General features: G+C 64.0%; 27 protein-coding genes. 10 read left to right on the plus strand and 17 right to left on the minus strand.

Features of this window, described 5'->3' with window-relative positions:
* Position 1 precedes the first annotated feature (1 nt).
* The 6 genes from QFZ36_RS02170 to QFZ36_RS02195 form a co-directional block, all read right to left on the minus strand.
* A complete protein-coding gene (locus QFZ36_RS02170) occupies positions 2–685 on the minus strand; it encodes a methyltransferase domain-containing protein (RefSeq protein ID WP_306639053.1) in 684 nt (227 codons plus the stop codon).
* Positions 686–702: 17 nt separating this feature from the next.
* Complete coding sequence (locus tag QFZ36_RS02175; RefSeq protein ID WP_306633548.1) at positions 703–1,896, minus strand: type III polyketide synthase; 1,194 nt, start codon at positions 1,894–1,896, stop codon at positions 703–705.
* Positions 1,897–2,285: 389 nt separating this feature from the next.
* On the minus strand, positions 2,286–2,588 hold the full coding sequence (locus tag QFZ36_RS02180) for a DUF4193 domain-containing protein (RefSeq protein ID WP_306639055.1): 303 nt from the start codon (positions 2,586–2,588) through the stop codon (positions 2,286–2,288).
* 199 nt (positions 2,589–2,787) lie between these two features.
* Positions 2,788–2,937: a hypothetical protein gene (locus QFZ36_RS02185; RefSeq protein WP_306633550.1), complete on the minus strand. Its 150-nt coding sequence runs from the start codon at positions 2,935–2,937 to the stop codon at positions 2,788–2,790.
* Between the two features lie 47 nt (positions 2,938–2,984).
* Positions 2,985–3,455 carry a VOC family protein gene (locus tag QFZ36_RS02190; protein ID WP_306633552.1) on the minus strand — a complete coding sequence of 157 codons (471 nt, stop codon included), beginning with the start codon at positions 3,453–3,455 and terminating at the stop codon, positions 2,985–2,987.
* A gap of 55 nt (positions 3,456–3,510) precedes the next feature.
* Positions 3,511–3,909, minus strand: coding sequence for a VOC family protein (locus tag QFZ36_RS02195; protein ID WP_306633554.1), 399 nt, complete (start codon positions 3,907–3,909; stop codon positions 3,511–3,513).
* A gap of 138 nt (positions 3,910–4,047) precedes the next feature.
* Here QFZ36_RS02195 and QFZ36_RS02200 point away from each other — a divergent pair, with 138 nt between their 5' ends.
* Both QFZ36_RS02200 and QFZ36_RS02205 read left to right on the plus strand, forming a co-directional pair.
* Entirely contained in the window at positions 4,048–4,449 is a 402-nt protein-coding gene (locus QFZ36_RS02200; RefSeq protein WP_306633555.1) for a DUF3054 domain-containing protein, read from the plus strand.
* Between the two features lie 106 nt (positions 4,450–4,555).
* Positions 4,556–4,837 (plus strand): Lrp/AsnC family transcriptional regulator, encoded by a 282-nt coding sequence (locus QFZ36_RS02205; protein ID WP_306633556.1) that lies wholly within the window; start codon positions 4,556–4,558, stop codon positions 4,835–4,837.
* Positions 4,838–4,850: 13 nt separating this feature from the next.
* Here QFZ36_RS02205 and trpD read toward each other — a convergent pair whose 3' ends face one another.
* Positions 4,851–5,909, minus strand: a complete 1,059-nt coding sequence (gene trpD / locus QFZ36_RS02210; RefSeq protein ID WP_306633557.1) for an anthranilate phosphoribosyltransferase — start codon at positions 5,907–5,909, stop codon at positions 4,851–4,853.
* Positions 5,910–6,057: 148 nt separating this feature from the next.
* On the opposite strand from trpD, the gene ctaE reads away from it, so the two are divergent.
* The 4 genes from ctaE to qcrB all read left to right on the plus strand — a co-directional run bounded on the left by ctaE (position 6,058) and on the right by qcrB (position 10,395).
* Positions 6,058–6,696, plus strand: coding sequence for an aa3-type cytochrome oxidase subunit III (gene ctaE, locus QFZ36_RS02215; protein ID WP_444964478.1), 639 nt, complete (start codon positions 6,058–6,060; stop codon positions 6,694–6,696).
* 86 nt (positions 6,697–6,782) lie between these two features.
* Positions 6,783–7,571: a cytochrome bc1 complex diheme cytochrome c subunit gene (gene qcrC / locus QFZ36_RS02220; protein ID WP_306633560.1), complete on the plus strand. Its 789-nt coding sequence runs from the start codon at positions 6,783–6,785 to the stop codon at positions 7,569–7,571.
* A gap of 102 nt (positions 7,572–7,673) precedes the next feature.
* On the plus strand, positions 7,674–8,747 hold the full coding sequence (gene qcrA / locus QFZ36_RS02225; RefSeq protein WP_306633562.1) for a cytochrome bc1 complex Rieske iron-sulfur subunit: 1,074 nt from the start codon (positions 7,674–7,676) through the stop codon (positions 8,745–8,747).
* Entirely contained in the window at positions 8,725–10,395 is a 1,671-nt protein-coding gene (gene qcrB / locus QFZ36_RS02230) for a cytochrome bc1 complex cytochrome b subunit (RefSeq protein ID WP_306633564.1), read from the plus strand. Before qcrA ends, qcrB begins: the two co-directional genes overlap by 23 nt.
* A 136-nt stretch (positions 10,396–10,531) precedes the next feature.
* Here the strand turns inward: qcrB and QFZ36_RS02235 are convergent, their stop codons facing one another.
* The gene (locus QFZ36_RS02235; protein ID WP_306633565.1) at positions 10,532–11,302 is read right to left on the minus strand and encodes a GntR family transcriptional regulator; all 771 of its coding nucleotides are present in this window, start codon (positions 11,300–11,302) and stop codon (positions 10,532–10,534) included.
* Positions 11,303–11,468: 166 nt separating this feature from the next.
* On the opposite strand from QFZ36_RS02235, the gene QFZ36_RS02240 reads away from it, so the two are divergent.
* Positions 11,469–11,762: an HPr family phosphocarrier protein gene (locus QFZ36_RS02240; RefSeq protein ID WP_306633567.1), complete on the plus strand. Its 294-nt coding sequence runs from the start codon at positions 11,469–11,471 to the stop codon at positions 11,760–11,762.
* Between the two features lie 128 nt (positions 11,763–11,890).
* Here the strand turns inward: QFZ36_RS02240 and QFZ36_RS02245 are convergent, their stop codons facing one another.
* The 5 genes from QFZ36_RS02245 to QFZ36_RS02265 form a co-directional block, all read right to left on the minus strand.
* Complete coding sequence (locus tag QFZ36_RS02245) at positions 11,891–12,292, minus strand: cytochrome c oxidase subunit 4 (RefSeq protein WP_306633569.1); 402 nt, start codon at positions 12,290–12,292, stop codon at positions 11,891–11,893.
* Positions 12,289–14,016: an aa3-type cytochrome oxidase subunit I gene (gene ctaD, locus QFZ36_RS02250; protein WP_306633571.1), complete on the minus strand. Its 1,728-nt coding sequence runs from the start codon at positions 14,014–14,016 to the stop codon at positions 12,289–12,291. Before ctaD ends, QFZ36_RS02245 begins: the two co-directional genes overlap by 4 nt.
* Before the next feature lie 10 nt (positions 14,017–14,026).
* Positions 14,027–14,899: an aa3-type cytochrome oxidase subunit II gene (ctaC, locus tag QFZ36_RS02255; RefSeq protein WP_306633573.1), complete on the minus strand. Its 873-nt coding sequence runs from the start codon at positions 14,897–14,899 to the stop codon at positions 14,027–14,029.
* A 188-nt stretch (positions 14,900–15,087) separates the two neighbouring features.
* Positions 15,088–15,477, minus strand: coding sequence for a HesB/IscA family protein (locus QFZ36_RS02260; RefSeq protein WP_141160398.1), 390 nt, complete (start codon positions 15,475–15,477; stop codon positions 15,088–15,090).
* A 176-nt stretch (positions 15,478–15,653) separates the two neighbouring features.
* Positions 15,654–17,096 carry a dipeptidase gene (locus tag QFZ36_RS02265; RefSeq protein ID WP_306633574.1) on the minus strand — a complete coding sequence of 481 codons (1,443 nt, stop codon included), beginning with the start codon at positions 17,094–17,096 and terminating at the stop codon, positions 15,654–15,656.
* A 91-nt stretch (positions 17,097–17,187) separates the two neighbouring features.
* On the opposite strand from QFZ36_RS02265, the gene QFZ36_RS02270 reads away from it, so the two are divergent.
* Entirely contained in the window at positions 17,188–17,790 is a 603-nt protein-coding gene (locus QFZ36_RS02270; RefSeq protein ID WP_306633575.1) for a DUF3043 domain-containing protein, read from the plus strand.
* A gap of 102 nt (positions 17,791–17,892) precedes the next feature.
* Here QFZ36_RS02270 and QFZ36_RS02275 read toward each other — a convergent pair whose 3' ends face one another.
* Positions 17,893–18,963, minus strand: coding sequence for a quinone-dependent dihydroorotate dehydrogenase (locus QFZ36_RS02275; RefSeq protein ID WP_306633576.1), 1,071 nt, complete (start codon positions 18,961–18,963; stop codon positions 17,893–17,895).
* 139 nt (positions 18,964–19,102) lie between these two features.
* Between QFZ36_RS02275 and QFZ36_RS02280 the strand changes: the two genes are divergently transcribed.
* Positions 19,103–20,161 (plus strand): alpha/beta hydrolase, encoded by a 1,059-nt coding sequence (locus QFZ36_RS02280; RefSeq protein ID WP_306633577.1) that lies wholly within the window; start codon positions 19,103–19,105, stop codon positions 20,159–20,161.
* Between the two features lie 59 nt (positions 20,162–20,220).
* On the opposite strand, the gene QFZ36_RS02285 is transcribed toward QFZ36_RS02280, so the two are convergent.
* From QFZ36_RS02285 to leuA, 3 genes are all read right to left on the minus strand, one after another.
* On the minus strand, positions 20,221–21,060 hold the full coding sequence (locus QFZ36_RS02285) for an isoprenyl transferase (protein ID WP_306633578.1): 840 nt from the start codon (positions 21,058–21,060) through the stop codon (positions 20,221–20,223).
* Between the two features lie 2 nt (positions 21,061–21,062).
* Entirely contained in the window at positions 21,063–21,815 is a 753-nt protein-coding gene (recO, locus tag QFZ36_RS02290; RefSeq protein WP_306633579.1) for a DNA repair protein RecO, read from the minus strand.
* A 107-nt stretch (positions 21,816–21,922) separates the two neighbouring features.
* Positions 21,923–23,662 (minus strand): 2-isopropylmalate synthase, encoded by a 1,740-nt coding sequence (leuA, locus tag QFZ36_RS02295; protein ID WP_306633580.1) that lies wholly within the window; start codon positions 23,660–23,662, stop codon positions 21,923–21,925.
* Positions 23,663–23,915: 253 nt separating this feature from the next.
* On the opposite strand from leuA, the gene QFZ36_RS02300 reads away from it, so the two are divergent.
* On the plus strand, positions 23,916–25,868 hold the full coding sequence (locus QFZ36_RS02300) for a M13 family metallopeptidase (protein WP_306633581.1): 1,953 nt from the start codon (positions 23,916–23,918) through the stop codon (positions 25,866–25,868).
* Positions 25,869–25,901: the final 33 nt, after the last annotated feature.

The raw sequence follows: 25,901 nt of genomic DNA on the forward strand, positions 1-25,901 counted from the left end.
GTCAGTTCCTGCGCAGGGCGAGTAGCTGGTGGAAGGCCGCGGCGGGCTTCACTGTCCAGGCCGGCGGCGCGAGAGCCGTCAGTTCTGCGGGCGTGTAGCTCCTGCGGATGGACGTCAGGCCGTCCACGCGGATGTAGGAATGACGGAACGGCAGGGCGGCAGCAAAGAAGAGGGCGTAGGCGGCGGGGCTGCGCCGAAGGTCGTTGTGGAGGACCTTGCGGCCGGCCAGGGCGGCGGAATCAGAAAGGAGCTGCTGGAGTTCGCCGGCCGAAAGATGGTGGAGCACGTGGTTTGAGATGACGAAGTCGAAGCTGCGTCCTTCCCGGACCAGGTCCGCGCTGTGGGCCTGGCGGAATTCAACGCCGGGCACGGGCGGACGTCCACGGGCGTAGGCGGCGGCGCGGGCGTCGGGGTCTATGCCGGTGACCTGCAGTGGCAGCCCATCACGGCGGGCCCAGGCGGCGAGCTGGTACGCCAGGTCTCCGCCGCCGGAGCCGATGTCCAGCAGCGTGGCAGGAGCGGTGTTTTTCGCCAGGGTTGGACGAAGCTCGCGGACGTACAGCTTCCGCCAGCCGGACAGCAGGCGGTTGACCAGGCCAAACTGGCGGTAGGTATTGTCCAGGAGCCGGGCATCGCAGTCTGGCCGGTCCATCAGTTCCACAGCGTCGACCGCCCGCTGCCGCATGAGGAGGTCCACGACGTTCAGGACACCGGCACTTCCGCTGCCACATGCCCGGACACGTGGCTTCGCCGGGCCCCTGCCGGTGCCTGCCGCAGCTTGGTGAAAAGTCCTGTCTCGACAGTGAGTCCGGGCCCGAAAGCCATGGAGCAGATCCGTTCGTCGCCGTCCTCAGGAGACTGTTCCAGGATGTGCTTGAGCACAAAAAGCACCGTCGAGCTGCTCATGTTGCCGTAATTGCGCAGCGTCTCGCGCGCCGGGACCAGCTGCTCATCCGTCAGGCCCAGCCGGGACTGGACTTTGTCCAGGATGCTGCGGCCGCCCGGGTGGATGGCCCAGTGGCGGATGGAGGCGTAGGGGAGTGCCGCCAGTTCCGGGTCCTTCGCCAGGAGGGGCTGCAGGGCGCCCACGATGTGGTCATCGATGATGTGCGGGACATAATTTCCGAGCACCATTTCGAACCCGTGGTCGCCAATATTCCAGGCCATGGAGTCCTCGCCAACCGGCGTGAGGACCGTCTCGAAGTGGTCCAGCCGGAGCAGGGACTGCGTCTCTGCACCGCTCCGGGCTGTGACGACCGCGGCCGCGGCACCATCGGCAAACAGGGCCGAACCCATAATCGTGTCCGGGTCGTTGGAGGTGCGGACGTGCAGGGAGCACAGCTCGGCGCACACCACCAGCACAACGGCGTTCGGGTCCGCGTCGCAGAACAATTTCGCTGCCCGCAGCGCAGGAAACGCCGCATAGCAGCCCATGAATCCGAGGTGGTAGCGCTGGACGGCCGGATCCAGGCCGAGCTCCCGGACGATCTTGTAGTCCGGGCCGGGGTTGAAGAATCCCGTGCACGAGACCGTGACGAGATGAGTTATGTCAAGTAAATCGAGTTCTGGGGCGGCCGCGACAGCAGCACGGGCGGCTTCGACAAAGAGCTTGGTGGCCTCCCGGCCGAAAATGTCGTTGCGGACCTTGGTGCTGGGATTCAGCAGCAGGCCCGTCTCGGGGTCGTAGAACTGCGGATTGTTGGAGCGGAAATCGTTGGTGAGTTCCTCAACGGCGGTGAAACGGGTGTCGATGGCGGCGGAGTCAAAGCAGGTGCTGACCAGCCGTGAACCAAGCCTGGTCAAACCTGGTTGGGCTGCAAACACGTCACGGGCTTCTGTCTGGATCAGCATCGTTTTCGGGACAGCAGTTTCAAGTGATCGCACATAGACCGTCATTGACTCATTCTTAACGAGCAGCCCGGATAAGACAATGCTGACCCTGCGGATTTGTCGGTGGCAGCCTGCGGATTTGTCGGTGGCAGCCTGCCTTTGCGCCGGCCCCGGAATCACCCGGGCCGGACCGCCGGCGGAGCCCCTTCCCGGCTCCTGGCTAAAGAGCCGATAATCTACATTATGTAAAGTTGCTGTTCTCAGACCCCACCACCGCCCTTCACAACCCCTACCGCAACGGGCCGGGCGTCTACCGCCGGTTGCTCCTTAAATCGACGAAGCTCCAGCCAACCAGAGGTTGACCGGAGCTTCGCTCGCGTGATGCCCACTCAAACCTTGCGGTCCGCTCGGAGATCCAGTTTGAGGACAAGCGCGGGTCGCAGCGAATGTCCGCTTTAGCCTCCGCACTCAATGCAGTACGAGTGGCCATTGCTCTCGCGCGCCAGCTGGGACCGGTGCCTGACCAGGAAACAGGAATAGCAGGTGAACTCGTCCGCTGCCTGCGGAATGACCTGGACGATGAGCTCTTCGGAGACAATCTCTCCCCCGGGGGTCAATCCGTCGTCGAGGGCATCGGCTTCATCCAGTTCGGTGACGACGCTGCGCGCATCTGGGGCATTCGCAGACTGCAATGCCTCGAGGGAACGGTCCTGAGATTCCTTGACGTCGGAACGAACTTCGTCGTAATCGGTTGCCACTTGGCTGCTTCTCATTTCTGACGTTTTTGCCTGATGTTCTTTTTCTGACGAGATTGAAACGTACGTCGATGCACCATTGTTCCCGGCTGAGGTCAACTGAACCGGAATGCCCGGACTTCACACTCCCTACGCTGGGACAACGCCGTGCCGCACCGGCCTGACCCGGCTCGTCCCCGCCGGAGGCGGCTTCCCCGCCAGCCTAGCGCCGCTTCCCGAAGCCGGCGCCCACCACTGCGCCGACACCCAGCCCCAAGGCGAAACCGATGAAAGGGCTGTCAAAGACAGCCAGCCCCACGGTGAAGCCGAGGGCGGCACCCACCAGGCAGCAGATCCACAGTGGTTTGTTCATCGGGACTGATGCTACCTGCCATCCGTCCGCCGCAGCGCCAGGAAACGTCAGCCGTCGTAGGCCTTCTGCAGCTCCGCAATGTCCAGCTTCCGCATTCCCAGCATCGCCTGCATGGCCCGCTGGGAACCCAGAGGATCGGGCCCGGCAATAAGTGAGTTGAGCACCGACGGAACGATCTGCCAGGACACACCGAAACGGTCCTTAAGCCAGCCGCACTGGCTTTCGCCACCGCCGTCGGTCAAAGCCGTCCAGTAGCGGTCCACCGCATCCTGGTCCTCGCAGCCGACCACAAAGGAAACTGCTTCGGTGAAACCGGCACCCCGGGCACCGTTCAGCGCGGTGAAGGCCCGGCCTTCCAGCTCGAATTCGACGGCGATGGCCTGCCCTTCGGGACCGGGCACCCCTTCGAAGCGTGAGACGTTCAGGATCCTGGAGTCGTCGAAAACCGACGTGTAGAACTCGGCGGCCTGTTCCGCCTCGTTCTCGAACCAGAGGCACGTTCCGATGGTGCGTGGCATAGGTTGCTCCCTTCCGGCTTGAGCCTAGTGGCGGTACCCAAAGGGCACAATGGTCTTACGCGCGGTCCCGGTTCTGCGGTGCCGGCAGTATGGGCAGCTGGCTGACAAGCCCTACTGTGTTGCCCTCGCTGTCCCGGATAAAGGCCATCCATTCGTCCGTCCCTGCGGGCCCCAACAGCCCATCGGTGTGGCTGAAGATGACATGGGGTTCTGCCACCACCTCGACTCCCCTGCCTTTGAGCTCTTCCACCGACTCCCTCACATCGGGAACTTCGAGATAGAGAAGCGCCGTCGGTGCTCCCCGCTCCAGCAGCAGCCGCAGGCCATCAAGATCGAAGAACAACAGACCAGGAGGGTCAAACACGGCCGTGGGCTGGACGGCAAGCAGTTGGGAATAGAACGCCGCGGCCCGCTCGAGGTCGCTGGCGCGCTGAGCTACCTGAATCAACCGCATGGACCCTGCCTTCCGGACACTCCCGAGCTATCCATCCTGCGCGTCCGCGGTGGCGCCCACAAGGGGGCAGGGCTGCCGCCGGCAGGGAGCGCTCCGGCGGGGCAACGGGCGCGGCCGCGAATTGCTAGGCTCGAAATCATGACCCCTCCGATTCAGCAGCCCCTGCAGATCCATTCCAGACGGCGGATTGCAGCCGCCGCCATCACGGACGCCGTGCTGATCCTGGTGTTCGCTGCAGTGGGGCGGGACGCGCATCAACGGGGCGATGTGGTGGCCGGCGTGTTCCTGACCGCATGGCCGTTCCTGGCTGGGGCGGCCCTTGGCTGGGTGGCCTCCAGGGCCTGGCGGCACCCGCTGTCAGTGCGGCGGACCGGCCTGGCGGTCTGGCTCGGGGCCCTGGCCGGCGGTATGGTTCTCCGGCTGCTCACGAACCAAACGGTGGTGCTGCCATTCATTATTGTTGCCCTGCTCAGCCTGGGGCTGCTGCTGCTGGGCTGGCGGCTGGCGTGGGCAGGAGTCCGTCGGCTCCGGAAGACCTGACGGGGCGCGAACGTCCCGCCGGCTCCAGGCCCGGATGTAATAGGCTGGCAGCACCGAGAAGCTTGCCGGGCCCTGCTACGGCGCAACAGATCCGAAAGGATTAAACGTGATCACCGCATTCGTTCTGATCAAAACCGACGCTGCCCGCATTCCCGAAACCGCCGAGGAGATTTCAGCGATCGAGGGTATCAGCGAGGTCTACTCAGTGACGGGCGAATGGGATCTGATCGCGGTGGCACGCGTACGGCGGCACGAAGACCTTGCCGACGTCATCGCAGACCGGCTCTCCAAGGTGCCGGCAGTGGTCCACACCACAACGCATATCGCGTTCCGCGCCTACTCCCAGCATGATCTGGACGCAGCGTTCGCCCTCGGTTTCGAGCAGTAGGCACAGAAAGCCGTCAGGGACGGGTCAGCGACACCCATTTCTCCAGGACCGCAGCAGCGGCGCCGGACCCGATGGATTCAGCTGCCCGGGCATAGGCAACCCGCATCCGCTCCACCAGCGGACCTTCCGCGACCGCGTCGAAGGCCACCAGGCCGGCAGCCGCGTTAAGGAGGACGGCGTCCCGCGCGGGGCCTTCCTTGCCGGCGAGGACCTCGCGGACCACAGCAGCGTTCGCCTGGGCGTCCCCGCCGCGCAGCTGCTCCACGGTAGCCAGCTTGATGCCGAGGTCCGCCGGGGAGAACGACTGCTCCACTACGCTGCCGTTACGGATCTCCCACACAGTTGACGGACCCGTGGTGGTGAGCTCGTCCAACCCGTCATTCCCGCGGAACACCAGGCCGCGGCTCCCCCGCCGGGCAAGGACACCCGCCACCAGCGGCGCCATCCGCGCGTTGGCGACGCCGACTGCCGAAGCCTGCACCCTCGCAGGATTGGTCAGCGGGCCCAGGAAGTTGAAGGCAGTCGGTATGGCCAGTTCCTTCCGAGGGACTGCCGTATGCCGGAAGGACGGATGGAACACCTGCGCGAAGCAGAACGTGATGCCCGCTTCTTCGGCGTTGCGTGCCACCTGCTCGATGGTCAGGTCCAGCCGGACGCCCAGCGCCTCCAGCACATCCGCTGAGCCGGACGACGACGACGCCGCGCGGTTGCCGTGCTTCACCACCTTCGCGCCGGCCCCGGCAGCGACCAGGGCTGCCATGGTGGAGATGTTCACGGTGTTAAGTTGGTCACCACCTGTCCCAACGATGTCCAGCTTCTCGCCGGAGATAGACACGGGATTGGCGTGCGCAAGCATGGCATCCACCAGGCCGGACAGCTCATCGACAGTTTCGCCCTTGGCGCTGAGGGCGACCAGGAAACCTGCGATCTGGGCCGGCGTCGCTTCCCCGGACATGATGGTGTCCATGGCCCACGCGGTGCTGTCCGCCGTCAGGTCCTTGCCGTTGATCAGTGCCGAAATCAGCCGCGGCCAGGTGTTGCCTGCCGGTGCTGCAGATGCCTGTGAAGTCACCTGCTGATGCTACCGAGGGAAGGCCGGGACTGACCAATATGAACGGGCCGGGGAACTTTTCCGGCTGATTTCGCGTCTTTGTAGAAAAAGTCCCCCGAAAAGCCGGTTTGCGTTGGGCAGCACGGAGTTTTACCGACATAATGTCTATGTGACATCTGCGACCCATGCCCCCAGTACCCCGGCGCACCCCACGCTGAACCGCCCCAATATGGTTTCCGTTGGAACCGTAGTGTGGCTCTCCAGCGAGTTGATGTTCTTCGCCGGTCTCTTTGCCATGTACTTCACGCTGCGCTCCACCAGCGGCGAGATGTGGGCGGAAGAGACGGCCAAGCTCAACTTCCCCTTTGCGCTCGTTAACACGATCGTCCTCGTGGCCAGTTCCTTTACTTGCCAGATGGGCGTCTTCGCCGCCGAGCGGCTCCAGCCGCGCAAAACTGGCGGGGCTTTCCAGTTCGCCCGCTGGGGAATGAACGAATGGTTCACCCTCACGTTCCTGATGGGTGCGTTCTTCGTCGCCGGCCAGGCCACTGAATACGCGATGCTGGTTTCCGAGCACGTCTCGCTCTCCTCCAACGCCTACGGTTCGGCCTTCTACATGACCACCGGGTTCCACGGCATGCACGTGATCGGCGGGCTGGTTGCCTTCCTCCTGATCATGGGCCGCTCATTTGCCGCGAAGAAGTTCGGGCACTTCGAAGCAACATCCGCGATCGTCACCTCGTACTACTGGCACTTTGTGGATGTCGTCTGGATCGGCCTCTTCCTGGTCATCTACGTCCTCAAGTAGCCAGCTTTGATTCTTTTTCTACAAGAGGCAGAATTTCAGGTAGCGGCTCCCGGAGCCCGCCCAGGATCGAATAAAGGAACCACCACGTGAAGGCACTCTCGCAAAAGCGGCGACACCCACTGGCAGCAATTGCCCTGCTACTGATGGGTCTCCTCATCACTGGCGGGCTGTACGCCGTGGCCACCACCGTCAACGAGGCCAAGGCTTCCACCACCACGTTCAGCACAAGTGACGCCGAGGAAGGCGGAAAGCTCTTCGCCGCCAACTGCGCCACCTGCCACGGCATGGGCGCCAGCGGTTCCAAGGATGGTCCGTCCCTGGTGGGCGTCGGCGCTGCTGCTGTTGACTTCCAGGTTGGAACCGGCCGCATGCCGATGCAGATGAATGGCCCCCAGGCGCTGGAAAAGCCTGTTCAGTTCAACGATGAACAGACCCACCAGCTTGCAGCCTATGTTGCTTCCCTGGGCGCCGGCCCGGCAATCCCTGAAGAAGGCCTGCTCGACGAAAAGGGAGACGCTGCTGCCGGCGGCGAGCTTTTCCGCACCAACTGCGCCATGTGCCACAACGCTGCCGCTGCCGGCGGCGCCCTGACCCGCGGCAAGTTTGCACCGGCGCTGAAGGATACGTCCGGCAAGCACATCTACGAAGCCATGGTTACCGGCCCGCAGAACATGCCCGTGTTCAACGACTCCAACATCACGCCCGAAGGCAAGCGCGACATCATCACCTTCCTGAAGCAGATCGAAACCTCCGGCTCCCCCGGCGGCGCCGAACTGGGTTCGCTCGGCCCCGTGGCGGAAGGACTCTTCGTCTGGATTGCCGGCCTCGGCGTCATCATCGCCTTCACCATCTGGCTGACTTCGCGGACGTCCTAAGCCTGCGCTAATTACGGCAATGCACTTCTGCTGATCCGTCAGCAGCTTGATATTAGAAACTAACCCGGCACCCGCCGGGACGAGAGAAGGATGAGGCGAATTATGGGCAACCATAGTGACGGCAGTCCGAACCACTCGGGCACCGTAGCTACGGCTGGTCAGAATGAGGTGGAGAAGTTCCAGGATCCTGGAATTCCTCCGCACCGTTTGCGCCTGGCTGACACGGACCCGAAGGCCGCAAAGCGGGCAGAACGGCAGGTCGCCTTACTATTTGGCATCTCTGTTGTTGGAACCCTGATCTTCCTGGTGGCGTACTTCGCCATTGACCTGGGAGGCGAAGACTCAACCATTGGTTCCATCCGGCTCCAGAATATGCTGCTGGGCATAGGCACGGCCTTCGCGATGCTCGGCATCGGTACAGGCATCGTGCACTGGGCCAAGGCCCTTATGCCGGACCATGAAGTCTCCGAAGAGCGCCACGCGATCCGCTACGAAGAGGACCGCCAGGCGGCTGTCCGGATCGTTGACGACATCGTCGAAGAGACGGGCATCAAGCGCCGCCCGCTGATCCGGAACACCCTGCTGGGTGCTGTTGCGTTGGCGCCGCTGCCTGCGGTTGCCATCTTCGGCGACCTCGGCCCGCGTCCGGACGACAAACTCTCCCACACCATGTGGGCACCCCAGGACGGCAAGCTCAAGCGCCTCGCCCGGGACCCTGACGGAACCCCCATCAAGGCTTCCGACGTCACCATCGGTTCTGCCTTCCACGTCATTCCGGAAGGCCTGAACGAACTCCACGAGGGCAAGCTCAACGAAAAGGCCAAGGCCGTTGTGCTGCTCATGCGCCTGGATCCCGCCTCCCTGAACCCTTCCGAGGGCCGCGAGGAGTGGGGTTACAACGGCATCGTTGCATACTCCAAGATCTGCACCCACGTCGGTTGCCCCGTTGCTCTTTACGAGCAGCAGACACACCACCTGCTGTGCCCGTGCCACCAGTCCACCTTTGACCTCACGCAGGAGTGCAAGGTGATCTTCGGCCCCGCCAGCCGTCCCCTCCCCCAGCTGCCCATCGCAGTTGATGATGAGGGCTACCTCGTCGCTACCAGCGACTTCCATGAACCCGTAGGACCAAGTTACTGGGAGCGTGATGTGCATGAGCGCAGCATCAACAGCTGAGCCCACCTTCGTCGCCAAAACCAAGACAGGCCGGTTCACCGACTTTGTCGATTCACGTGTTGGCGGTTCCGGAATCCTCCGCGAATTCGGCCGCAAGGTCTTCCCCGACCACTGGTCATTCATGTTCGGCGAAGTGGCACTGTACTCCTTTGTCATCCTGCTGCTTTCCGGCACCTTCCTGACGTTCTTCTTCGATCCGTCCATGGCGGAGACGCATTACGACGGTTCTTACGTGCCCCTCAAGGGCGTCGAGATGTCAGTTGCCTACAGCTCATCCCTGGACATCTCGTTCGATATCCGCGGCGGCCTGTTCATGCGCCAGGTACACCACTGGGCGGCCCTGCTGTTCGTGGCGTCCATCGCAGTCCACATGCTGCGCGTTTTCTTCACCGGCGCATTCCGCAGGCCGCGTGAAATGAACTGGGTTGTTGGCAGCGTACTGCTGATCCTCGCCATGGCAGCCGGATTCACCGGCTACTCCCTGCCTGATGACCTGCTGTCCGGCAACGGCCTGCGCATCATTGACGGCGTGATCAAGTCGATCCCGGTGCTCGGCACGTACATCTCGTTCTTCCTCTTTGGTGGGGAGTTCCCGGGCACGGCCATCATCAGCCGCCTGTACATGCTGCACATCCTGCTGGTACCGGCACTGATCCTGCTCATGATCGTCCTGCACCTCTTTATGGTGGTTGTGCACAAGCACACCCAGTACCCCGGCCCGGGACGCAATGACAACAACGTTGTCGGCTACCCGCTGGGCCCGGTCTACGCCGCCAAGGCCGGTGGATTCTTCTTCATCGTCTTCGGCGTGCTGGCCCTCATGGCCGGTTTCTTCACGATCAACCCGATCTGGAACTACGGGCCGTACGACCCCTCCCCCGTCTCAGCCGGTACCCAGCCTGACTGGTACATCGGATTTGTCGACGGCGCGCTCCGCCTGATGCCGGGCACCCTCGGCAACTGGCACGTGGAGCAGGTGTGGTTCGGCCACGTGTTCACGTTCAACGTCCTGCTCCCCGCCCTGGTGCCTGCCGGAATCCTTTTCACGGTGATGTTCGCCTACCCGTGGATCGAGCGCTGGATCACCAAGGACGACCGTGAACACCACGTTCTGGACCGTCCCCGCAACGCCCCCACACGGACAGCCATTGGTATGGCCGGCTTCGTCTGGTACTGCGTGATGTGGGCAGCTGCCGGATCGGACCTCATCGCCACCCACTTCGGAGTGTCGCTCAACGACGTCACCTACTGGCTGCGGGCCCTGTTCTTCATCGGACCGGTCATCGCATTCATTGTGACCAAGCGCGTTGCCCTTGCACTCCAGCGCAAGGACCGCGAGATCGCCCTGCACGGCCGCGAGACCGGACGCATCGTCCGCCTCCCGCACGGCGAATTCATCGAAGTGCACGCACCGCTGGACGAGTACAAGCGCTACAAGCTGGTGGGCTTTGAATCGCCTCAGGTCCTCCCCGCCGTACCCAACGAACACGGTGTGGTGACCAGCAAGGAGAAGCGTCGTGCGTTCCTGTCCCGCTGGTTCTTCGAGGACCGCGTTGCGCCGGCAACCCCGGCTGAGCTGGAAGCCGCGCACGGCCACGGCCATGCGGCAGTTGAAGCACCCGAGGAAGCCAGGAGCCTGAGCCACTAGGCACAGTTGGTTTCCCCACAGGGAAGGCCCGGTCCATAAGGACCGGGCCTTCTCTGTGTTCGGCTGCCAACTGTGCATTTGCGGCTGTGCCCGAGGCACGGCGCCTGCGCGGGAAGTGAAAGTCGGGGAGCTGCGTTCAGTGGGTGCGGGAGCGGCGTGCGCCGGGCCGCTGCAACGGCACCCACAGCTTGTACCGGTCGGCACGGTAGTAGGACACGGAATAGTCCACCATGGTCCGCGACACGAAGGCGTGGCGCTGGATCTTCAGCAACGGTGCGCCTACTTCGACGTTCAGCAGCCGCGCTGTTGAGGGTGAGGCAGCAGTAGCTTCGATCATGTCCTCCCCCCACTCCATCACCAGGCCATATTGTTCACTGAGAACGTTGTACAGCGAGGTGGGTGGCTCGCCATCCAGCAGGCCCGGAACCCGATGGGCCGGGATGAAGTTCTCGTCCACACTCATGGGCTCACCATCCGCCAGCAGCAGGCGCCGGAACCGGACCAGCGGTGTCCCCTCGTCCAGCTGGAGCTCGCGGGCAAGGAAGGCACTGGCACCAATCTGTTCGAAACTCAGGACCTTCGCGGCGGGGACCATCCCGCGGCGCTGCATCTCCTCGCTGTACGAGGTCAGCTTGACCTGCAGGTCCAGTTTCGGCCTGCGTACAAAGGTCCCAAGCCCTACTACCCGCTCAATCACCTCTTCGCCCACCAAGGCATCGATCGCCTGCCGCACCGTCATCCTGGCGAGGCCAAACCGTTCCGCCAGGTCGCGTTCCGAGGGCAGCGCCGATCCTGGCCGGCAGGACTCGACGATGTAGGTCCGAAGGATTTCCCGCAGCTGGACATAGATGGCCGTCCCGCTGGACCGGTCGATTTCCCCAGCGATGGCTGCAGCGCTACCGGCCACGGAACACCGGACTTTGGATTGAGTTCACCTAGACATTTTAGGGCAGGTCTAGACCACTGCGCGCCACAGTACCGGAGCATTTCGTTGACCAGCGGGGAGTGCCGATATATTGGACAGGAAAAATTCGATATCCGACGGATGGGGCCGTCATACAGAAGGAGTCCCGTTGCCAACTCAGAAGGCCGTGGTCACAGCCTCGATCGGACTGCATGCGCGTCCAGCTGCCGTATTTGTCCGGGCAGTTACTGAGACCGGGCTTCCCGTGACCATCACGAAGGCGGGCATCAGGGGCGTCGATGCCCGCTCGCTGCTGCAGGTGATGACTGCTGACTTCCATCATGGTTGCGAAGTGGAACTGAGGGTCGCGGATTCGGCCCTGGAAGGGCCGCTGGGCCGCGAAAAAGCGCAGGAAAGCCTCCGAACGCTCGGCAGGTTGCTGGAGTCGCAGGGCGCCGGGTAGCGGCGCTGGCGCCGAACTGAACGGCAGCGGCGGAGGCCATCCCTGCCGGACTTGCCAAAGGATGCAACAACGACGGCGGGCCTCACCTTTTCAGGTGAGGCCCGCCGTCGTTGTTTATTGCTTTATGCCTAGTGGGCGTGGTCTCCGCGGCTGTATTCGTAGACCCAGCCTACGAGTGCCACAACGGCCAGGCCTGCTGCGATAAAGACAATCCAGAAGCCTACCGCCAGACCAAGGAATCCTGTTGCACAGGAGATGCCCAAAACCAGCGGCCACCAGCTCCAGGGGCTGAAGTGGCCCTGTTCGCCGGCACCCTCATGGATCTCAGCGTCGCTGCGGTCCTCCGGACGCATGCCAACACGCTTGCCGGTGAAGCCAAGGTATCCGCCGATCATGCCGGCGAGGCCACCGACCAGGAGGATGCCCAGGATACCGACCCACTCACCCCAGCCGGTGAGGAACCCGTACACCAACGAGACCGGTACAAAGAAGAAGACTCCGGAACCAAAGATCCAAGATTCGATTTTCACTGTGCAGTGTCCTTCTGGTCGGCGTTACCGAGCACCTGGGCCGCGGGAGCCGGTGATTCGACAGTTTGGAACTGTCGAAGCTCGGGGTGGTGGAGGTCAAGGGCGGGACGCTCCGAACGGATCCGGGGCAGCGAGGTGAAGTTGTGCCGTGGCGGCGGGCAGGACGTGGCCCACTCCAGGGAGGCGCCGAAGCCCCAGGGATCATCCACCTGGACCCTCTCGGCACTGCGCCAGGTGATGTAGACGTTCCAGAAGAACGGGATCAGCGATGCGCCGAGGACAAACGAGGCCACGGTGGAGAACTGGTTCATCCAGGTGAAGTTGTCCTCCACCAGGTAGTCCGCGTAGCGGCGGGGCATACCTTCAACACCCAGCCAGTGCTGGATCAGGAAGGTGCCGTGGAAGCCCAGGAACAGCATCCAGAAGTGGATCTTGCCGAGGCGCTCGTTCAGCATCTTGCCGGTCCACTTGGGCCACCAGAAGTAGAAGCCGGCGAACATGGCGAACACCACGGTGCCGAACACCACGTAGTGGAAGTGTGCCACCACGAAGTAGGAGTCGGAGACGTGAAAGTCCAGCGGCGGAGAGGCCAGGATGATGCCGGTGAGGCCACCGAAGAGGAACGTGATCAGGAAGCCGATGCTCCAGAGCATCGGGGTTTCGAAGGTCAGTGAACCGCGCCACATGGTGCCGATCCAGTTGAAGAACTTCACGCCGGTGGGAACCGCGATGAGCATGGTCATGAACGAGAAGAACGGCAGCAGCACGGCCCCGGTGACGTACATGTGGTGTGCCCACACCGTCACGGAGAGGGCAGCGATGGCAATCGTGGCGTACACGAGGCCCTTGTAGCCGAAGATCGGCTTGCGGCTGAAGACCGGGAAAATCTCCGAAACGATGCCGAAGAACGGCAGCGCGATGATGTACACCTCGGGGTGGCCGAAGAACCAGAACAGGTGCTGCCACAGGACGGCACCGCCGTTTTCGGGGTCGAAGATGTGCGCACCGAAGCGACGGTCAGCACCCAGTGCGAACAGGGCGGCGGCCAGCGGCGGGAACGCCATGAGCACCAGGATGGCGGTGACCAGGGTGTTCCAGGTGAAGATGGGCATCCGCCACATGGTCATGCCCGGGGCACGCATGCAGATGATGGTGGTGATGAAGTTGACGGCGCCGAGGATGGTTCCGAAACCGGACAGGGCCAGGCCGAACACCCACAGGTCACCACCAATGCCGGGGCTGAAGGTGGTGTTGGACAGCGGCGCGTAGGCGAACCAGCCGAAGGAGGCGGCACCCTGCGGGGTGATGAAGCCGGATACCGCAATGGTGGAGCCGAAGAGGAAGAACCAGAAAGCCAGCGCGTTCAAACGCGGGAAGGCGACGTCGGGTGCACCGATCTGTAGCGGCATGATGACGTTTGCGAAACCTGCGAAGAGCGGGGTGGCAAACATCAGCAGCATCACGGTGCCGTGCATGGTGAACAACTGGTTGTACTGCTCTTTGGTCTGCAGGATCTGCATGCCGGGTTCGAACAGCTCGGCGCGGATGAGCAGCGCCATGACGCCGCCGAAGCAGAAGAACACAAATGAGGCGATCAGGTACATGTACCCGATGGTCTTGTGGTCGGTGGAGGTGATCCAGTTGACGACGATGCGCCCCTTGGATTTAGGAACCACGGGAGCGGTGAGGGCTCCGGCGGGTGCGGATTGAGTGTACGTAGCCACGTCGCTCCCCTTACTTAATTTCGTTCAGGTTCGGGTTGCGGTCGTACTCCACACCGAGGAGGCCCGTGTTGCCGGATGCCTTGAGCTCTGCCAGGTGTGCCTGGAATTCAGCTTCCGACACCACCTTGACGCGGAACAGCATCTCGGAGTGGTACTCGCCGCAAAGTTCGGCGCACTTGCCGTCGTAGGTGCCCTCTGCGGTGGGGGTAAACCGGATGTAGTTGGTCTTGCCCGGGATCATGTCGCGCTTCTGCAGGAAGGCGGGAACCCAGAAGGAGTGGAGCACGTCGCGTGCGTTGAGCTCGAGGTCAACGGACTTGTTGACGGGCAGGTACAGCGTAGGCAGCTGTTCCTTGTCGATCGTGTTGCCGGTGAGGTGCGCCTGGACGCCAGCCTCGTGGACGTCTTCTTCGATGACATCGCCGGACTTGTAGTTGAAGTCCCAGGACCACTGCTTGCCGCGTACGTCAACAACGACGTCGGCGGGCTGCGACCGGTCATCAATGGCCTGCTGGTCGCGGTCAGTGAAGTAGAAGAACACCAGGACCATGAACAACGGGATGGTCAGGTAGAAGACTTCCAAGGGAAGGTTGAAGCTGGTCTGCCGCGGGAACCCCACAGTGCCCTTGCGGCGCCGGTACGCGACGAGGCACCAGACAATCAAGCCCCAGGTAATGATGCCCACAGCAAGGGCGGCAATCCATGAGTTGACCCAGAGGTCCATGATGCGGTCGCTGTTGCTGGTGGTGCCACGCTCTGTCGGCAGCCACCCCTTCTCTACCTCTGGCGAACATCCGGTCAAAACCAACGCGCCGGCAATCGCCAAGCTTGAGATCGTGGTGATCGTTTTGCGTCGGCTGCCGGTTCGGTTCTGCGAACTCACAGACGGCCCTTCCTACTTGTTGCTGTTGTCCGGGCAGCCATCGGCGCCGCGGGCACACTAAAAGTTTTACTACTCGGTGTAGAGCTTACCGCTCCCCCGGGCGTTTCGCCCACATGTCGGCGCCGTGGCTCCCGCAGTTAATAGCTGCGGGAGGCCACGGCGCCGGCACCAGGCGAAACAACCGGTTTCTAGTGGAAGGAATCTCCACAGGCGCAGGAGCCGCCGGCGTTCGGGTTGTCGATGGTGAAGCCCTGCTTCGCAATCGTGTCCTCAAAGTCGATGCTGGCGCCACTGAGGTACGGAACGCTCATCTTGTCCACCACTACTTCAACGCCGTCATAGTCGCGGACGGCATCTCCGTCAAGGAGACGCTCGTCGAAGTAGAGCTGGTAAATCAGCCCGGAGCAGCCGCCGGGCTGCACGGCGACGCGGAGGCGGAGGTCCGTGCGGCCTTCCTGCTCAAGGAGGCTGCGGACCTTGCCTGCGGCGACGTCGGTCAGGTTGACCTCGTGGACGGGCAGCTCATCAGTGGCAGCGCTGGTGGTCTCGGTGCTGTTCTCATTAGTTGCGGTGCTCATTGGCCTACCTTCTTAGGACGGTCTGGCGGCCCCGCGGCTAACGGTGGCCTGCCCCTACGGATTCGGTATGGGCTATAGCTACATGCTACGCGTGGCGCACCTGTAGCTCTAACTCCTGACGTAACCATGAGAGTGCGGTTCTTGTTCCCGCGGAACCTCTCCGGAACCGGTGGTTCCTAGAGCCCTGCGCTGTTCAACCTTGCAAGCATCAGCGCTTCGGCGAGGATGGCGTTCCGGAAATCGCCAAGATGCAGGGACTCGTTGGCGCTGTGCGCCCGCGAGTCCGGGTCCTCCACACCCGTCACGAGAATCTGGACATCGGGGTACAGCTCCGTAAGATCGGCAATGAACGGAATGGAACCGCCGATTCCTGTCTCCACGGCCGGCACGCCCCACGCCTCTCCCAGCGCCCACATGGCGATGGCTGCAGCCGCTGAGGAAGTGTCCGTCTGGAACGGGTTGCCGCTCTCCCCCGGAGTGAAGGTGACTTTCGCACCGAACGGAGCGTTGGCTTGAACGTGCTTCCGGACAGCCTGCATCGCTTCTTCGGGCGCCTGCCCGGGAGCCAGCCGCAGGCTGAACTTGGCCCGCGCCTTGGGCAGCAGCGTATTGGACGCCACGTCCACGGCCGGCGCGTCGAACCCGATGATTGACAGCGCGGGCTTGGTCCAGAGCCGGGAGGCGATACTGCCTGTGCCGGCCAGCCGGACGCTGTCAAGTACCGAGGCATCGGCCCGGTAATCGGCTTCGGGGAAATCCACTGGGGTGGTATCGGAGGCGACGAGCCCCGCAATGGCGACGTTGCCGTCGTCGTCATGGAGGGTGGCGATCAGGCGTGCCAGGAGGGTGGGGGCATCCAGTACCGGGCCGCCGAACATCCCTGAGTGGACCGCGTGCTCCAGGACCTGCACTTCGATGGTCCCGTCCACAAGCCCCCGGAGGCTGGTTGTCAGGGCTGGAATGCCCACCTTCCAGTTGCTGGAATCGGCGACGACAATGACGTCGGCACGGAGCAATTCCCGGTTTGCCTCCAGGAAAGGCCGGAAAGTGGGCGAGCCGGCTTCCTCTTCACCCTCGATGAAGAACGTAACGCCCAGGCCAAGCTCCTCGCCGAGCACGTCGGACACGGCAGCGTAGGCGGCGATGTGGGCCATGATGCCGGCTTTGTCATCCGCGGCGCCGCGGCCGTAGAGCCGCCCGTCCTTTTCGACTGCAGTGAACGGCTCCGTTTCCCACAAAGACTCGTCGCCCGCGGGCTGGACATCGTGGTGCGCGTACAACAGGATGGTCGGCTTGCCTTCAGCGGCAGGACGGCGGGCGACGACGGCGGGACCGCCGGGAGTGCCGTCCGGCTTGTCACAGGCCAGGATCCGGACGTCGTCGAGCCCGCAGTCCCGCAGCAGCACCGAGACGGCTTCTGCGCTGCGCCCAAGGGGCGACCTGTCAAAGCTGGGCCAGGCGATACCGGGAATCGCGACGAGTTCCTTGAGGCGGGCAAGGGTCTGGTCAAAGGTCCGGTCTATGGCGGCGCGGAGGTCTTCCGTGCCCGGGCCTGCGACGGAGGCGGCGGGTTGGTCCGCACTAATACGGTCCGGGGTTGCCGGTGAGGGTGAAGTCATGGAAAAAACATTACCCTCGTCACATTGGCCGTCACCGCAGGCATGTCTGTTCGCAGGAAACCGGCGCCGATCCGCAAGGTATTCTGTTGAGGTGTTCGGACGTAAAAAGGAAGCGCCCTCGGCGCAGGAATCATTAGACCAGCTGGCTGCGGATGCTGCGGCGCGGCAGGGCGGCATAGCTGGCAAGGGAGCCCCCACCCCAACGCGCAAGGCGCAGGAAGCGGCCCGCAGGCGCCCGCTGGTGCCGGAGGACCGTAAAGCCTCAAAGGCTGCCGAGCGCCAGGCTGTCCAGGACCAGCGGGTCAAGATGCGCCAGGCGCTGGACACGGGCGACGAGAAGTTCCTTCCGCTGCGGGACAAGGGCCCTCAGAAGCGGTTCGCGCGTGACTACGTGGATGCCCGGTTCAGCCTCGGTGAATACCTGATGTTCGGTGCCCTGGTGTTTGTCCTTGTGTCATTGGTGGTCCCGGCGTCCAGCGACATGATGATCTATGTCCTGGGCGGTTTCTGGGTGATGTTCCTGGCCGTCTTTATCGACGTGTTTATCCTCTCCCGCAAGCTTCGCAGCCAGCTGGCCCGGAAGTTCGGCGAGGTGGAGCGCGGGACAGTCTGGTACGGCTCCATGCGCTCCCTGCAGTTCCGTAAGCTGCGATTGCCCAAGCCGCAGGTCAAGCGGGGACAGTACCCGGCCTGACGCCGGCCCGGCACCAGCTTCCACGACAAAACGAAACCCCGGCGGGATGACCCGCCGGGGTTTCGTGCTTAAGGAAGATTGGGCCAGGCCTGCCAGGGAAGCTCAGGCGCGGCGGTTCCTCGCCAGCTGGCGGTTGATCCGGGCGGCCCAGAACGGTCCTTCATATAGGAAGGCCGTGTAGCCCTGCACCAACGTTGCTCCGGCGTCGAGCCTGTCCTGGACATCCTGGGCAGTCTCCACGCCGCCTACTGCCACCAGGGTCAGCGAATCGCCGGTGACTTTTTTGAGCCGCCGCAGCACTTCGAGGGAGCGTTGCTTCAGCGGTGCACCGGACAGGCCGCCTGCCCCGCATTTTTCCACCTGTTCCGCGGGGGAAGCCAGGCCTGTGCGGGCAATGGTGGTGTTGGTGGCGATGATGCCGTCCAGCTTCAGGTCCAGCGCAAGGCGGGCGACGTCGTCGATATCCTCGTCGCTCAGGTCCGGGGCGATCTTTACCAGCAAGGGAACGTGGCGGCCGGCGGCGCGGTCTGCTTCTTCGCCCACGGCGGTGAGCAGCGGGCGGAGGCTTTCCACATCCTGCAGGAGCCGGAGCCCAGGGGTGTTGGGCGAACTGACATTGACCACCAGATAATCCGCGGCGGGCGCGAGGGCGCGCGCACTGGCCAGGTAGTCCTCCACGGCGTCCGCCAGTTCCACCACCTTGGTTTTGCCGATGTTGACGCCGATGACGGGGCGCACTGAAGGATGCCTGCGCTGAAGTGCGGCACGCGCGGCCGTCAGCCGCGGGGCTACGACGGTAGCGCCGTCGTTATTGAATCCCATCCGGTTGATGACGGCGCGGTCCTCAATCAGGCGGAACAGTCGCGGCTTTTCGTTGCCGGGCTGGGCCTGGCCGGTGATGGTGCCCACCTCAACGTGGCCGAAGCCGAGTTCAGTGAGGGCTTCAATGCCGTGGCCTTCCTTGTCAAAGCCCGCGGCAAGCCCGAAAGGTGACGGAAAGGTGATGCCAAACGCCGTCGTCTGAAGTGACGGTGCGGGCGCTGTCAGTTTCGCCAGGACCTTCCCGGCGCCGGAGCGGTGCGCAAACCTGATGCCCTTGAATCCGATTGTGTGGGCGCGCTCGGCGTCCATCCATGAAAAGGCCAGCTTGAAGAAGGTGGGATATACGCGCATGCCTTCTAGTTTTCCGTCTTGGCGGCGCCACACCAAAACGGGCCCGGCCAAAACCAGACGGAGACGAAAAAACGATTCCGGTCCACAGCGGACAGGGCCGAACCGGCAGGGCGACGAACAGCCGGATTAGCATAAAGCCATGGCATGGCAGCGGGACATCCTGGGTGAGGAGTTCGAGTCCTATGCCTTTTTGGCTGCCGGACAGGACGGTGTGGAAAGGACCGCCACCTTGGTGAGGTTCCGGCCCGGCCAGCGGGAGGCGGGGCCGCCGGAATCCGGCCCACATGAATCAGGTCGGCCGGCGTCCGGCCAGCATGAACCAGGCGGGCAGGAGTCCGGCCAGGAATCCGGTCCCTCCCCGACGGCACGCAGGGCTGTGCTTTTCCTGCACGGCTGGAGTGACTATTTCTTCAACGTTGACCTGGCGCGTTTCTGGTCCTCCGCCGGCTACGACTTTTACGCCCTGGATATGCACAACCACGGCCGGAGCCTGCGCGCCGGGTCGCCGGGCGGCTATGTGTCGGACTTGGCCGATTATGACGCTGAAATTGAGACGGCGTCCCGGCTCATCAGCCAGGAAGGCGCTGCCCTGCCGCTGACCTTGATGGGGCATTCGACGGGCGGGCTGGTTGCGGCTCTGTGGGCAAGCCGGCATCCCGGGACCGTCTCGCAGCTCATCCTGAACAGTCCGTGGCTGGAGATGCATGGGAGCGCCCTGGTGCGGCGGGCGGCATCCGGCATGGTGGGGCCGGTGGCGCGATTCCGGCCGGAGGCGGTGCTGCGGCTGCCGCCCCGCGGCTTCTACTGGCGGACTATCAGCAGCGCGGCGGACGGCGAATGGGCCGTGGATGACCAGTACCGGCCGCCCTTCGCGTTTCCCGTCCGGGCGGGTTGGCTCAGCGCGGTGCTCGCCGGTCATGCGAAGGTGGCACGCGGCCTCAACATCGAGGTTCCCGTCCTGGTGCTGCTGTCCCGCGGAAGCGCCAACGGACTCTTCTGGTCAGAAGAAATGCGGCGGACGGATGCGGTACTCGACGTCAACGTCATCGCGGCGCGGGCCCTAACCCTGGGCCGCACCGTCACGGTTGAAAGGATCGACGGCGCGCTGCACGATGTGTTCCTCTCCCCCGCCGACGTCCGGGCCGACGCCTATGCGAGGCTGGCGCGCTGGCTGCGGGCGTATGGCGGGCCCGCATAGCCGAGCCGGGCGTGCAGGGAGAATGCGGACCTGCCCGGCAGGTCTACCGGCATGCAGGCCTACCCGGCGGAATCCGCGTCTGCCGGCTTGGCTGCATCAACCGCGCCGCCGTACCGCCGGTCCCGCCGGGCGTACTCTTCCACGGCTGCCCACAGGGTCCGCCGGTCGACGTCGGGCCACAGGGTGTCCATAAACACGAACTCGGCGTAGGCGGACTGCCAGAGCAGGAAGTTGGACAGGCGCTGCTCCCCCGAGCTGCGCAGGAAGAGGTCGACGTCGGGGAGGTCCGGTTCGTCAAGGTATTTCTGGATGGTCCGCTCGGTGATGGCGCCGGGCTTGAGCCGGCCGGCTGCTACGTCCGCGGCGATGGCGGAGACGGCATCGGTGATCTCGGCGCGGCCGCCGTAATTAACACACATGGTCAACGTGCAGGTGCTGTTGCCGGCAGTGAACTGCTCGGCCTCTTCGAGTTCGCGAATCACTGAGCCCCAAAGCCGGGGCCGGCGGCCGGACCAGCGGACCCGTACGCCCCATTCGTCCAGCTGGTTCCGCTGCCTCCGCAGCACGTCCTTGTTAAATCCCATGAGGAACCGCACCTCCTCCGGGGACCGCCGCCAGTTTTCCGTGGAAAAGGCGTAGACGCTGACGTATTCGATGCCCAGTTCAATGGCCCCGGCCATCACGTCCAGGAGTGCGGGCTCCCCGGCTTTATGCCCTTCGATCCTGGGCAGCCCCCGTTGGTTGGCCCAGCGGCCATTGCCGTCCATCACGATGGCCACGTGGCGTGGAATGAACTCCGATGGAATGGACGGCGCCGTTGCCCCGGAGGGGTGCGGGTAGGGGGCGACCACGGGGTGCGTCCGGTTTCGGGGGGCGTTGTTCTTTTTTCCCAGGGCCACTGTCAGCTGCGCTCCACATGTTTGAGGGATTTCAGTACTCGTTCAAGATGCCATTGCAGGTACGCGGCCACCAGGCCGGCGGCTTCCTTGCGGTGCACCGGCAGTGAGGCGTCCGCCGTGGCCCACTCCCCGGTCAGCAGCGCGGCCAGCAACACCACTGTTTCTGCCGCCGGTGCGGGCGAGCCCGGCGGCCTGCACCCGGCGCACACCATCCCGCCGAGGGGGGCGGAAAAAGCGTTGTGCGGGCCGGGCAGTCCGCAGCGGGCACAGTCCGTGAAGCTCGGCGCCCAGCCTCCGGTAGCGAGTGCCCGGAGCAGGTAGGAGTCCAGGATCAGCCCGGCGGCGTGTTCGGCCCGGCTCAGCGAGGCAAGCGCACCCACCAGGAGGTTGTACTGCGCGGTGCCGGACTCGCCGTCAACGTCCGTCAGTTTCTCGGCCGTTTCCGTCATGGCGGCGGCAACGGTGTACCGGCCATAGTCAGCGGCTATGGTTCCGCCATACGCCCCCTTGGCCACCGCCTGGGTGACAATGTCCAAAGTCTTCCCGGACACAAGCTGCAGGTCCGCCACCATAAAGGGCTCAAGGCGTGCACCGAACCGGCTGCTGGTCCGTCGCACTCCCTTTGCGACAGCCCTGACTTGGCCGTGGTGTTTGGTCAGAAGCGTAATGATGCGGTCCGCCTCACCCAGTTTGTGGGTACGGAGGACGACGGCGTCGTCCCGGTACGCGCGGGAGGCGAAAGAGTGTTGGGCCACGCCTTATCTTCCCATCGTTTGCGGGCACCGTTCCCCCGGGTGCCACGGAGCAGAAGCACCCGCGCCAGTGCCGCCGGGGACCTCCCGGGCGGCACTGGCTGCCGGCATCAGGCCTGGGCGTCCCGGATGGCGCGGTTTACCGCTGAGATCACGGCTTTGAGGGACGACATGCTGGTGTTGGCGTCGATGCCCACACCCCAGAGCACCCGCTCCCCCACGGCGCATTCCACGTAGGCGGCAGCCATCGCGTTGCCGCCCTCAGAGAGAGCGTGCTCGCTGTAGTCCAGTACCCGGACGTCCACGCCATCCTCCCGCAGGATGCTCAGCAGCGCCGCAATGGGACCGTTGCCGCTGCCTGTCCGCTGGACCTGCACCCCGTCCACGGTGAGGGAGGCGTGCAGCGTCATGCCGCCGTCGTCATCGGTTTCCGTTTTGACCCCGCCCAGGGAGTAACGTCCCCACTGCCCGTCGGTCTTCCCGGACGGCAAGTACTCGTCCTGGAAGACCTGCCACAGCTGGGCCCCGCTGACTTCGCCGCCCACGGTGTCCGTGCGCTTCTGGATCACACCGGAAAATTCAATCTGGGCGCGGCGCGGCAGGTCGAGGCTGTGCTCGTTCTTCAGCAGGTAGGCAACGCCGCCCTTGCCGGACTGGGAGTTGACCCTGATGACTGCTTCGTAGCTTCGGCCGAGGTCCTTGGGGTCCACGGGCAGGTACGGGACCTGCCACGTGACGTCGGAAACGTCCTTGCCGGCGGCGGCTGCATCCCGCTCGAGGGCCTCGAAGCCCTTCTTGATCGCGTCCTGGTGGGATCCCGAGAATGCAGTGAAGACGAGGTCGCCGCCGTAGGGGGAACGCTCCGGAACAGGCAGCTGGTTGCAGTACTCCACCGTCCGGCGGACGTCATCGATGTTGGAGAAGTCGATCATCGGATCGATGCCCTGGACGAAAAGATTCAGGCCCAGCGTGACCAGGTCCACGTTGCCGGTCCGCTCGCCGTTGCCGAACAGGCAGCCTTCGATCCTGTCGGCGCCGGCCATGTAGCCCAGTTCCGCCGCGGCAACGCCGGTTCCGCGGTCGTTGTGCGGGTGCAGGGAGAGGATGATGCCGTCCCGCGGGTGCAGGTGCCGGCTCATCCACTCGATGGAATCCGCGTAGACGTTGGGCGTGGCCATTTCCACGGTGGCGGGCAGGTTGATGATGACCTGGCGGTCCGCGGAGGCCTCAAATACATCGGCGACGGCGTTGCACACCCGCACGGCGTATTCCAGCTCGGTGCCGGTGAAGGACTCCGGCGAGTATTCGTAGGTCACGTGGGTGTCCACGAGGGTTTCTTCGTACTTCTTGCACAGCCGTGCACCCTGGAGGGCGATATCCAGGATTCCATCCTCGTCCTGGTTGAACACCACGCGGCGCTGCAGCACGGAGGTGGAGTTGTAGAGGTGGACGATGGCCTGTTTGGCCCCCACCAGGGACTCGTAGGTCCGTTCGATCAGGTGCTCGCGGGCCTGGGTCAGGACCTGGATGGTGACATCGTCCGGGATGTGATTGCCCTCGATCAACTGGCGGACAAAGTCGAAGTCCGTCTGGGAAGCGGAGGGGAAGCCAACCTCGATCTCCTTGTAGCCCATGCGGACCAGCAGGTCGAACATCTTCATCTTGCGCGCCGGGCTCATCGGATCGATCAGGGCCTGGTTGCCGTCGCGCAGGTCCACTGCACACCAGCGCGGGGCCTTGGTGATGATCTTGTCCGGCCAGGTGCGGTCCGGCAGCTCAACTTTGATCTGGTCCTGGAACGGCGTGTAGCGGTGGGCGGGCATTCCGGAGGGCTTCTGTGCGTTTCGCATTACTATCGGGGCCTTTTCTGTGGTTCTTCTTTGAAAGGGTGGCCGGGCAACACAAACTCCGCAGCGAGGGTGGGCCTTGCGCTAGATCGCGTCTGAGGCCTCGCCGCGGCAGCTAAGAAGAAGAAGCTCTGCACGCACAATTTGAGGGTAGCACGGGTGCGTAAGATGAAAGGGCACTACCGTCCGTTACGTCCACTATGCAGACGCCGCCCGGTATTCCGCTGGCCGCGGCTCTTCATCAAAAGGAGCTTCCGTGCCCATTTCGGGGATCGACCTGTCCACCTTTGATAACACCGTCCGGCCGCAGGATGACCTCTACCAGCACGTGAACGGGGCGTGGCTGAAGGTTACCGAGATTCCCGATGACCGGCCCCTCGAAGGCACTTTCACGGCACTCCGCGACGGCTCCGAAATCGCCGTCCGCGACATTATCGAGGAGGCGGCAGCGAAAGGGGAGGCCGCCAGCGGTATCGAGCGGAAAGTGGGCGGGCTCTACAGCAGCTTCATGGACGAAGCAGCGGCCGAAGCCAAGGGTATGGAACCGATCCGCCAGCGACTGGCGGACGTTTTTTCCACCACTTCCGTGGCTGACCTGGTTTCCCTGGCGGGCCGGCTGTTCCGGGCCGATGTTGGGGGGCTTTTCTACATCTACCCGGCACCGGACGCGGGGAACCCGGACCGGGTACTTCTTTATACGGGACAGGGCGGGCTCGGGCTCCCGGACGAGTCCTACTACCGGGAAGAAAAGTTCGCACCGATGGTCTCCGCGTACGAGGCGCATGTGAGGACCATGCTCGATCTGGCCGGTGTTGCCGAAGCGGGTGCCGCCGCCGGGCGGGTGGTGGCGCTGGAAACCAAACTGGCGGGCCACCACTGGGACAACGTCACGCTCCGGGATCCGCAAAAGACGTACAACCTGAAGACGGCGGACGAGGCATCTGCCATCTTCCCGCTGCTCTCCACGTGGTTCGAAGCCGCCGGCATCGACGAGGCCAAGCGTCAGGAGATCGTGGTGAGCACCCCGCCGTTCTTCGAGGGGGCGGCAGCGCTCCTTGAGTCCGAACCCTTGGCCCATTGGCAGGAATGGCTCGCCATGCGGGTGGTCAGCGCGGCCTCGCCCTACCTGTCCTCGGCTTTCGTGGACGCCAACTTCGCGTTCTACGGCACCACCATCAGCGGCACGCCGCGGAACAAGGACCGCTGGAAGCGCGGTGTGGGTGTGGTGGAGGGTGCGCTCGGCGAGGCCGTGGGGCAGATCTACGTGTCCCGGCATTTCCCGGAAACCCACAAGGCCCGGATGCAGACGCTCGTTGCCAACCTGATTGAGGCCTACCGGCAGAGCATCACCGCCGTGGGCTGGATGGGCGAGGCCACGAAGGCGGAGGCGCTGCGGAAACTGGAGGGGTTCCGGGCGAAGATCGGCTACCCGGAACAGTGGATTGACTACTCCGCTGTGGAGATCGACCCGGCTGACCTGCTGGGCAACGTGGAGCGCGCCCACAATGCCGACGTCGACCGGCACCTTGACGAGGTGGGCAAACCCGTGGACCGCAACAAGTGGCTGATGACCCCGCAGACCGTCAACGCCTACTACCACCCGATGATGAACGAGATTGTGTTCCCGGCGGCCATCCTGCAGCCGCCCTTCTTCACGGCCGACGCCGACGATGCCGTGAACTATGGCGGGATCGGGGCCGTCATCGGCCACGAGATCGGCCACGGTTTTGATGATCAGGGCTCCCAGTTCGACGGCGGCGGGGCCTTGCGGAACTGGTGGACTGACGAGGACCGCCAGGCCTTTGAGCAGCTCACGGCGAAGCTGGTGGCGCAGTACGATGCGCTTTCCCCCTATGCCGCGCCCGGGCACAACGTCAACGGCCGGCTGACCCTCGGCGAAAACATCGGTGACCTCGCCGGCCTCACCATCGCCTACAAGGCCTACCTGATCAGCCTTGACGGCAAGGAACCCGAAGTCCTGGACGGCCTCACCGGACACCAGCGCTTTTTTGCCTCCTGGGCCGCGGGCTGGCGCCAGGTGATCCGGGGCGAGGAAGCGATCCGCCGGCTGGCAACGGACCCGCACTCCCCCAATGAGTTCCGGACCAACGCCATCGCCAAGAACCTCGAAGCCTTCCATGAAGCCTTCGAGGTCACGGAGCAGGACGGCATGTGGATGGCTCCCGGAGAGCGCGTCAGCATCTGGTAGCAGCCAAAAAAATAATCGGGGCCCGCGATTGCG

It is taken from the genome of Pseudarthrobacter siccitolerans, assembly GCF_030823375.1.
GTDB lineage: Bacteria > Actinomycetota > Actinomycetes > Actinomycetales > Micrococcaceae > Arthrobacter > Arthrobacter siccitolerans_A.

Bases quoted from the DNA above. Each gene is read 5' to 3' on its own strand.
- leuA (WP_306633580.1), bottom strand. From the start codon at position 23,662: ATGCGAAACGCACAGAAGCCCTCCGGAATGCCCGCCCACCGCTACACG.
- QFZ36_RS02190 (WP_306633552.1), bottom strand. From the start codon at position 3,455: ATGCCACGCACCATCGGAACGTGCCTCTGGTTCGAGAACGAGGCGGAA.
- QFZ36_RS02265 (WP_306633574.1), bottom strand. From the start codon at position 17,096: ATGACTTCACCCTCACCGGCAACCCCGGACCGTATTAGTGCGGACCAA.
- qcrA (WP_306633562.1), top strand. From the start codon at position 7,674: ATGGGCAACCATAGTGACGGCAGTCCGAACCACTCGGGCACCGTAGCT.
- QFZ36_RS02185 (WP_306633550.1), bottom strand. From the start codon at position 2,937: ATGAACAAACCACTGTGGATCTGCTGCCTGGTGGGTGCCGCCCTCGGC.
- QFZ36_RS02280 (WP_306633577.1), top strand. From the start codon at position 19,103: ATGGCATGGCAGCGGGACATCCTGGGTGAGGAGTTCGAGTCCTATGCC.
- QFZ36_RS02195 (WP_306633554.1), bottom strand. From the start codon at position 3,909: ATGCGGTTGATTCAGGTAGCTCAGCGCGCCAGCGACCTCGAGCGGGCC.
- QFZ36_RS02275 (WP_306633576.1), bottom strand. From the start codon at position 18,963: ATGCGCGTATATCCCACCTTCTTCAAGCTGGCCTTTTCATGGATGGAC.
- QFZ36_RS02260 (WP_141160398.1), bottom strand. From the start codon at position 15,477: ATGAGCACCGCAACTAATGAGAACAGCACCGAGACCACCAGCGCTGCC.
- QFZ36_RS02200 (WP_306633555.1), top strand. From the start codon at position 4,048: ATGACCCCTCCGATTCAGCAGCCCCTGCAGATCCATTCCAGACGGCGG.
- QFZ36_RS02170 (WP_306639053.1), bottom strand. From the start codon at position 685: ATGCGGCAGCGGGCGGTCGACGCTGTGGAACTGATGGACCGGCCAGAC.
- QFZ36_RS02175 (WP_306633548.1), bottom strand. From the start codon at position 1,896: ATGACGGTCTATGTGCGATCACTTGAAACTGCTGTCCCGAAAACGATG.
- qcrB (WP_306633564.1), top strand. From the start codon at position 8,725: ATGAGCGCAGCATCAACAGCTGAGCCCACCTTCGTCGCCAAAACCAAG.